The organism is Streptomyces sp. NPDC085927, assembly GCF_044540975.1.
Classification (GTDB): domain Bacteria; phylum Actinomycetota; class Actinomycetes; order Streptomycetales; family Streptomycetaceae; genus Streptomyces; species Streptomyces hirsutus.
Window position 1 is genome coordinate 80,995 of record NZ_JBITSN010000020.1, and the last position, 7,641, is coordinate 88,635.

The window sequence follows — 7,641 nt, forward strand, 5'->3', positions numbered from 1 at the left end:
TCAGACTCCCTTCGGGCTGGTCGTGATGACGGTGTTCTCGAGGTGGTCGATCCTGGCGGTCTGGCCGGGGCCGATGAAGATCGTGGTGCCCGGGTGTTCGACGACCGTGGGGCCGGTGAGCACGTCGCCCTCCTTGAGGTCGGTCCCGCGCACGACGGCGGCGGTGGTCCAGCCGAGTTCGCGGCCCAGGTAGATCTGCCGGCTCCGCGGGCCCTCGTCCCTGATCGCCGAGCCGCCGCTGACCACACGTTTGATGTCCGGCTTGTCCAGGAGGCCGCGGGCCTGCACACGCAGCGAGACGATCTCGACGCCCGCACCGAGGAAGACGGCCTCGCTGCCGTAGGTCTCCGTGAACTGCCGCAGGAAAGAGTCGAGCAGCTGTGCGATCGACTCGCGGGTGAGGTCTCCGGCCGGGACCGGCACGGTGAGGCTCTTGGCCTGCATGCGGAACTTCACCTCGGCCGAGCGGTGCAGCTCGATCCGGTCACGCGCCGCACCGGACTCGGTGAGCTGCGCGACGGTCTGCTCCTCCAGCCGTCGCAGATTGCGGGTGATCCGCTCCGGGTCCAGGACGTCGGAGGCGTTCTCCCAGCTCACCGAGTGCATCGGGTCGGACAGCTCGGCGATGGTGTGCAGGTCGCTCATCACCGCGCCGAACGCGGAGTGCACGGTCGCGGTCGAGGGGACGATCACCGACTGGCAGCCGAGCTCCGCGCCGAAGCTGTGGCAGTGGGCGCCGCCCGCGCCGCCGTACGCGTAGATCACGAAGTCGCGAGGGTCGTGGCCCTTGCCGACCGTGAGGGTGTCCAGGAGATCCGCCATGCGGTGGTCGGCGATCTCCTTGATGCCGGCTGCGGCCTCCTCGACGCCGATGCCCAGGGGGACGGCGACGTGGTCGCGCACCGCGCGGATCGCGGCTTCCTTGTCGAGGGAGAAGGTCCCACCGAGGAAGTAGTCCGGGTCGATGATGCCGAGGACGACGTCGGCATCGGTGACGGTCGGCAGAGTGCCGCCGCGCCCGTAGCAGGCGGGGCCGGGGACCGACCCGGCGCTCTCCGGGCCGACCAGCAGCTTCCCGTCGACCACCTGGGCGATCGAGCCGCCGCCGGCGCCGATCGCGGTCACCTGTACCGCGGGCTTGAGGATGTGGTAGCCGTTCACCTCCTGCCGGGGCGTGACGACCGGCTCGTATTCGACGATTATGCCCACGTCGAAGGAGGTGCCGCCCATGTCGGTGGTCAGCACGTTCGGCGTGCCGAGCTGTTGGGCGAGCTTGGCACTGGCCAGCACGCCGCCGGTCGGGCCGGAGGTGAGGATCGAGACGGCGGTCTGTCCGCAGCGCTCGGGCGTGATGACCCCGCCGCCGGAGTCGACGATGCGCAGGGTGCCGGTCATGCCGCGCTCGCGCAGTGAGGTGTCGAGGTTGCTCATGTACCGCTTGACGTGTGGTCCGAGGTAGGCGTTCATCGCCGTGGTGGCGGTGCGCTCGTACTCGCCGAGGACCGGGGCCAGGTCGCTCGACGTGGAGAGGTGGACCTCCGGGGCCATCTCCGTGATGATCTCGGCGACCCGCTGCTCGTGGGCGGGCTCGCGGAACGACCACAGCAGGCAGACCGCGATCGCCTGGACGCCCTGGTCGAGCAGCGTTCGCACGGCGCGGCGCACGTCGGCCTCGTCGAGCGGCGTGACGACGGAGCCCTTGTAGTCGATCCGCTCCACGACCTCCTCGATCAGCCCGCGCGGCACGACCGGGTCCGGATGCCTGCGCCGCGAGAAGTGCGCGATCTCGTGAGTCTCCCGGCCGGCCCAGTGACCCATACCTCGCTGGACGAGGAGGGTGTCGCGGAAGCCCTTGGTCGTGATGATGCCGGTCCTGACGCCCTTGCGCTCGATGAGCGCGTTCGTCGCGACCGTGGTGCCGAGGCCGAAGTAGCCGACCCGGCCCAGGAGCGAGCCCTCGGGGAGCTCCAGCTCACGCTCCGCCAGGGCGAGCGCGTGGTTCACGCCGCGTGCCGGCTCGTCGAGGGTCGTCGGCGTCTTCAGCAGCCGCGCCACGCCCTGGTCGTCGAGAAGTACGGCGTCGGTGAAGGTCCCACCTATGTCGATGCCGACGAAATAGCCCACTGTTTTCACCTCTCTGTGGACAGTGTCGCGGGCCACAGGGACCCGTGAGTGGACATGCTGTCTATTGAATGGTTGCTTCGTCAACCGGCACGACAGTGTGATTTGTATGTTCCGGCGGAGTCACGCGGTGTTCGATCGCCCGGGTTCGGACACGCCGAAGCCCCGCGGACCAAGTCCGCGGGGCTTCGGTGGTTCGGCAGTGCCGAGGGGCTGATCGGGGCAGGCGTCAGGCGGCCGGCTCGAGTAGGAGGTAGTGCCAGGTGTCGGTGAGGGCCTGGAGGGTGGCGTCGCGGTCGACGGACTCGTCCCAGCCCTCGGAGAACCAGCGGCGGGACAGGAACTCGACCTGGCCGAAGGCCAGCACGGCGCGGACGCGGCGCGAGGCCGGGGCGAATCGGCCGGCCTGGTCCAAGCCCGCGTGGATCTCGTCGACCGCGCTCTCCAGCCACCTCCTGACCGCCGCCGCGATCTCGGGGTCGGTTCCGGCCGCCTGATGGCCGGCGGTGACGTACGGCATTATCTCGGGCCACTGGTCAAAGCGGCGGGAGAGCCAGGTGCGGATCTGGTCGCGGTCTCCTGTCGCGACGACCTGGGTGAGCCGCGGTACGTCGGAGGCAACGACCTTGTCGTTGATCTCGTCGATCAGCGCGATCATCAGCTGGGTCTTCGAGGCGAAGTGCAGATAGAACGTCGAGCGGGTTGCGCCCGCGCCGGCAGCGATGTCGTCGACGGTCGTCGCGGCGTACCCCTTTTTCTGGAACAGCTCGATTCCGGAGGCCAGCAACCGGCTCCGGGTCATCTGCTTCTGGGCGGTACGCAGGCTCGACATGAGGCAAGCGTATCGGAGGCCGGTCGGGGTCCTGGACGCCTCGCACCGCAGGGCGGATCCACGGAGGCGCCGGGCCTTACCTGCCCCGATGGGTGCTGCGTGACCGACCGGGCGGCCGTGTCCGGGGGCGACTGCGGCCCGCGATCGGCCCGCCCCGCCGCCCGAGGCCGTCGCGTCGCCCGACGTCGATCCGCGAGCAGGCGCCGGTTCGGGGGAGCCGTCGGGAACCGGGCTCCGGCGCGGCCGAGTGTCGCCGGCTCACATGTCGTCCCCGCAGAGATCGCGCTACAGAGTGTCCAGTAAAGATACACTGCGGCGATCCACTTGACGTGGAGTCGTGTTAATGGCACCTTTCGCAGAGCTCGGGGATCCGCTCCCCGAGCCGACCTCCGCAGGTGGACGGAAGGAGTGAGGACGATGGGCACACTGGTGTACGCCGGCGCGACATCGCACGTGAGCGGGATCATCCGCAACCCAGACGCGCATCCCGAGCACAGCCCGCGCCTGGACCGGGCATGGCAGGACATGGCGGCCGCTCTCGAAGCGGCCGATCCGGACGTCGTCATCGTGATCGCCACCGACCACTACGAGACGTTCGGCCTGGAGAACTACCCGATCTTCTGCATCGGTGCCGCCGACCAGCACGAGCCCTGGAACGAGCACGGCATTCCCGGCCGCACCGTGCGCGGCGACGAGCGGGCCGCCCTCACGCTCCACACCGAGCTGGTGGCCGCCGGGTTCGACGTGGCACGCAGCATGGACATGCGGCTCGACCACGGATTCACGGTCCCGGTCCAGCGGCTGGGCCTCGACGAGCGCCGCATCATCCCCTTCTTCGTCAACTGCAACACGCCGCCGTTGCCCGCGCTGCGCCGGTGCCGCGATCTCGGCTCCGCGCTCCGTGAGGCGATCGAGCGGCTGCCCGAGGGCCTGCGGGTCGCCGTGATCGGGACCGGCGGCGTCTCGCACTGGGTCGGCGTGCCCCGGACCGGTGACATCAACGAGGCATGGGACCGCCGGTTCCTGGAGCTCATCGAGTCCGGCGATCTCGACCCCGTCCTCGCCATGACGGACGACCAGATCGATGCCGACGCCGGGAACGGCGCCCTCGAGATCCGCACCTGGATCGTCGCCGCGGCGTGTGCCGGGTCCTCGGGAGGCCGCCTGCTGGCCTACGCACCGATGCACGCCTGGGTCACCGGCATCGGCATCGTCGAACTGGCGGTGACCGCATGAGCGTCGTCGCCCTGCACCGTCTCGTACGGGACGTCGAGCGCCAGGAGACCACGCGGGCCCGGTTGCTCGCGGACCCCGACGACCTCCTCGCCGAGTACCCGCTCACCGAGGCCGAGCGCACGGCCGTGCTCGACCTGGACGCGTCCACGCTCGTCGAGCTGGGCGTCCACCCCCTCGTCATGCGCACGCTGCTCGTCACGGCCGGCGTCCCGAACCCGGACCTCTACACCCACGACCGCGGGCTGCGCGGCTGACATCGCGAAAGGAACGGACATGTCACTGTGGACCGATGCGCTCGGCGCCGAGGTGCGATTTCATCAGGCCGGCCCGTGGCGGACCCGGACTCTGGAGGCGGGAACCGGTGACCAGCACGTGGTGCTGCTCAGCGGGATCACCGGCCATGTCGAGGGCTGGACGCGCAACGTCGTGGCGCTGGCCGAGCAGGGCCTGCACGTCCACGCCATCGACGTGGTCGGGCACGGTTTCACCGACAAGCCCACCGACGTCGAGTACTCCTGTCCGCTCTTCGCCCGCCATGTGATCGCGTTCCTCGACGCGCTCGGTATCGAGAAGGCCCACCTGGTCGGCCAGAGCCTCGGCGGGTGGATCGCGCTCCACACCGCCAAGACCTACCCCGAGCGGGTCGGGAAGCTGGTCCACGTCACCGGCGCCGGCATCCTTCTCGACGACGACGCCCGCGCCCAGGAGAGCAAGGAGGTCGGCGACCGGGTCCGCACCGTCACCCAGCGTGCCCTGGCCGCGCCCACCCGGGAGAGCGTGCGCACCCGCCTCGAGTGGCTGATGCTCGACTCCGCCACGGTGACCGACGAGCTGGTCGAGGCGCGGTACCGGATCTATACCCTGCCCGACAGCCAGGCCGCCATGCCTAAGCTCGTCGCCGAGGCGCCCGGCGAGGCGAACCGGCCGTACCTGCTCACCGAGGCAGACCTGCGTGCCCTCGAGCACGAGACGCTGGTCCTCTGGTCGGACCACAACCCGACCACGCCGGCCGAGGTGGGGCGGCGTGCTGCGGAGCTCCTCCCCAACGGCTCGTTCGCGATGATCAACGGCGCAGGCCACTGGCCGATGTTCGAGCAGCCCGAGGAGTTCAACAAGATCGTCGGCGCGTTCCTCACCAAGGACAAGTGACATGAGCATCCCTCTCACGCTCGCGTGCGAGCGCTACGACAGGACCGAGGCCCTGCGCGACGGCCGGGTCCGTCCGGCCGGAGTGGACCTCACCTACCTGCCGCAGCAGGTGGAGGAGACCTTCTTCCGCATGGCCAGGTTCCAGGAGTTCGACGCGGCGGAGATGTCGCTGTCGAGCTACGTCATCGGTCTCACCCGTGAGGCGCCGTTCGTCGCGATCCCCGTGTTCCCCTCGCGATTCTTCCGGCACAGCGGCATCTATGTCTCTGCCACGTCCGGGATCGAGAAGCCGCAGGACCTGGCCGGCAAGCAGGTCGGCATCGCGGAGTACCAGCTGACGGCGAACGTGTGGATCCGCGGCTTCCTCGCCGACGATCACGGCGTACCGGTGGAGTCGGTGACCTACCGCACCGGTGGCCTCCATGACCCGGGGCGGCCAGAGAAGCTCAAGGTCGACCTGCCGTCCGGCGTCACCGTGCGGCCCATCGGCCCGGACCAGACGCTGTCCGACCTGCTCGCGGCAGGCGAGATCGACGCCGTCTACACACCTCGGGAGCCGCGCTCCTTCACCGTCGGGGACGGCCGGGTGCGCAGGCTCTTCGACCCCGCCGGACCAGCCGAGGCCGCCTACTTCCGGCGCACCGGCATCTTCCCGATCATGCATGTCGTCGTGCTGCGCCGCGAGGTCTACGAACGCCACCGGTGGCTCGCGCGGTCCCTGTACGACGCCTTTGCCGAGGCGAAGCGCCTGTGCGAGGAGAACTTCGCGGAGACCGCCGCGCTGCGCTACATGCTGCCGTGGCTGCTCGACGAGGTCGACCGCACCCGCTCGATCCTGGGCGACGACTTCTGGCCCTACGGACTCGAGGCCAACCGCGAGGCACTCCGCACCTTCCTCCGCTACTCCTACGACCAGGGGCTCGCCGCCCGCCCGCTCGAACCCGAAGAACTCTTCGCGCCGGAGACCCTCGAGTCGACCCTGGTCTGATCCTGGCCCCACCGGCCCAGCGGCGGGCCCCACCGACGATCGGCCCATCGAGGCCGCGCCAGGCCCCCGGACGAACTCCACCGCATGCTCGCCCGTACGCGGCCTCGACACCCGCGCGATCCTGGTGGAGGTCGGGCGCCGGGGGATGGTCGGCGGCCAGGAGGACATGATCACCGACATCGCCCTCGACCTCGCGGCGTCTCGCCCCGTCGGCTGACCAGGAGCGACCGGTGCCGGGCCCCGTCGGCACCTGGCGGGGCCGGTCCCACCGCCGATGCTCCTGTCGCCTGTCAAGCGGCTTGAAGCCAGTTGGAGATCCTCTGGAACCACCTTGACGCGGCCAAGATCGCCGCGATCCCGGCTTTGCAGACCAGGGCGAACCGCTGACAGCCAGCGTTTGGGGCGTCGGTTGGTTGAGCCCGCCTCTTCCTTGGCCTTGCCTTCGAAGAATTGGGCCTGCTCGTGCCCGTGGCTGTCAGTACGTCAGCGCAGCTTTTGCTGTTCCAGCCATCTGAAGACATCGGACCTCTTGTACTGGACCTTCGCGTTTCTGCCCCGACCAAGCTTGTAGCCCTTGAGCCCCAGCTTTCGGGCTTCTCTGGATACCCAGCTCTAGGACATGTTGATCATGGCTGCGAGCTCGGAAGTATCCATGAGTATGGGCTCCACAGCGGAGCTGCTGCCCCCAGCGGAATGAGGCCGAGGGGTCTTCTCGGAGCGGTTCCGTCCCGTGTGCATCGGCATCTCTTCTCTGTTCGGTGAGGTACCCATCGGGGCCCGAGGGTCATTCGTCAAGACGGATGACCGGCTTGGTCGAGGTAGGAGAATGATGCGGAGTAACGCCGGTTTGGCCAACCGGGGAACTCCGGCCATGCTCCGCGCCGCCTCGTGATGCGGCACCTTCGACGTAGGGCGCTCGGGGGCCCTGTCGGACTCGGCTGTGAGCCCCTGGGGGCCTCCACTCCGAGCCGTGATGAATGGGCTCGGAGTGACTCCTGTGGGACGCTCTCTGTCTGATGGGGCGTCAGGAAGGCCAGCAATGGGTCAGCATGAGTCCTGTCAGAGGCTCAAAAATTTGGCAAAATATGCAGGTGGTTGAATCGATCAACAATCGACGGCCGACCCGGAAATGTAAACGTCTCCTATGCGAAGTGGTTCCAGGTTTCCTTGTGCTGCCCGGCCCTTGGTGTGCGGCCTACCAGCCCCGTCGGGTCTGCCGCCCGAAGAGGATGCCGCCCGGTTCGGGCGGTGGGGGAGTGCCCGGTTTGAGGGGCCAGGCGATCAGCATGCCCACGACGAAACCGGCCACGTGGGC

The 7,641-nt window shown here is 69.1% G+C and carries 6 protein-coding genes and 2 pseudogenes; 5 read left to right on the plus strand and 3 right to left on the minus strand.

Annotated elements, in window-relative coordinates; genetic code table 11:
• Both ACIF80_RS33850 and ACIF80_RS33855 read right to left on the minus strand, forming a co-directional pair.
• Entirely contained in the window at nucleotides 1-2,124 is a 2,124-nt protein-coding gene (locus tag ACIF80_RS33850) for a hydantoinase/oxoprolinase family protein (protein ID WP_399811862.1), read from the minus strand.
• A gap of 226 nt (nucleotides 2,125-2,350) precedes the next feature.
• The gene (locus tag ACIF80_RS33855; RefSeq protein WP_399811865.1) at nucleotides 2,351-2,953 is read right to left on the minus strand and encodes a TetR/AcrR family transcriptional regulator; all 603 of its coding nucleotides are present in this window, start codon (nucleotides 2,951-2,953) and stop codon (nucleotides 2,351-2,353) included.
• Between the two features lie 417 nt (nucleotides 2,954-3,370).
• Between ACIF80_RS33855 and ACIF80_RS33860 the strand changes: the two genes are divergently transcribed.
• From ACIF80_RS33860 to ACIF80_RS33880, 5 genes and pseudogenes are all read left to right on the plus strand, one after another.
• Nucleotides 3,371-4,189 (plus strand): hypothetical protein, encoded by an 819-nt coding sequence (locus tag ACIF80_RS33860; RefSeq protein ID WP_399811867.1) that lies wholly within the window; start codon nucleotides 3,371-3,373, stop codon nucleotides 4,187-4,189.
• Entirely contained in the window at nucleotides 4,186-4,443 is a 258-nt protein-coding gene (locus tag ACIF80_RS33865; protein WP_399811870.1) for a hypothetical protein, read from the plus strand. The genes ACIF80_RS33860 and ACIF80_RS33865 overlap by 4 nt, the downstream gene beginning before the upstream one ends.
• Nucleotides 4,444-4,462: 19 nt before the next feature.
• Nucleotides 4,463-5,338 (plus strand): alpha/beta fold hydrolase, encoded by an 876-nt coding sequence (locus ACIF80_RS33870; protein WP_399811873.1) that lies wholly within the window; start codon nucleotides 4,463-4,465, stop codon nucleotides 5,336-5,338.
• Nucleotide 5,339: 1 nt separating this feature from the next.
• Entirely contained in the window at nucleotides 5,340-6,326 is a 987-nt protein-coding gene (locus ACIF80_RS33875) for an ABC transporter substrate-binding protein (RefSeq protein ID WP_399811875.1), read from the plus strand.
• A 100-nt stretch (nucleotides 6,327-6,426) separates the two neighbouring features.
• Nucleotides 6,427-6,543, plus strand: a pseudogene (locus tag ACIF80_RS33880) (4-hydroxy-2-oxovalerate aldolase); the annotation flags it as partial.
• 978 nt (nucleotides 6,544-7,521) lie between these two features.
• Here ACIF80_RS33880 and ACIF80_RS33885 read toward each other — a convergent pair.
• A pseudogene (locus ACIF80_RS33885) lies at nucleotides 7,522-7,641 on the minus strand (rhomboid family intramembrane serine protease); the annotation flags it as partial.

What these genes read in the sequence shown, in the direction of transcription:
- ACIF80_RS33855 (WP_399811865.1), bottom strand. Translation starts at nt 2,953, where the DNA reads ATGTCGAGCCTGCGTACCGCCCAGAAGCAGATGACCCGGAGCCGGTTG.
- ACIF80_RS33860 (WP_399811867.1), top strand. Translation starts at nt 3,371, where the DNA reads ATGGGCACACTGGTGTACGCCGGCGCGACATCGCACGTGAGCGGGATC.
- ACIF80_RS33865 (WP_399811870.1), top strand. Translation starts at nt 4,186, where the DNA reads ATGAGCGTCGTCGCCCTGCACCGTCTCGTACGGGACGTCGAGCGCCAG.
- ACIF80_RS33870 (WP_399811873.1), top strand. Translation starts at nt 4,463, where the DNA reads ATGTCACTGTGGACCGATGCGCTCGGCGCCGAGGTGCGATTTCATCAG.
- ACIF80_RS33875 (WP_399811875.1), top strand. Translation starts at nt 5,340, where the DNA reads ATGAGCATCCCTCTCACGCTCGCGTGCGAGCGCTACGACAGGACCGAG.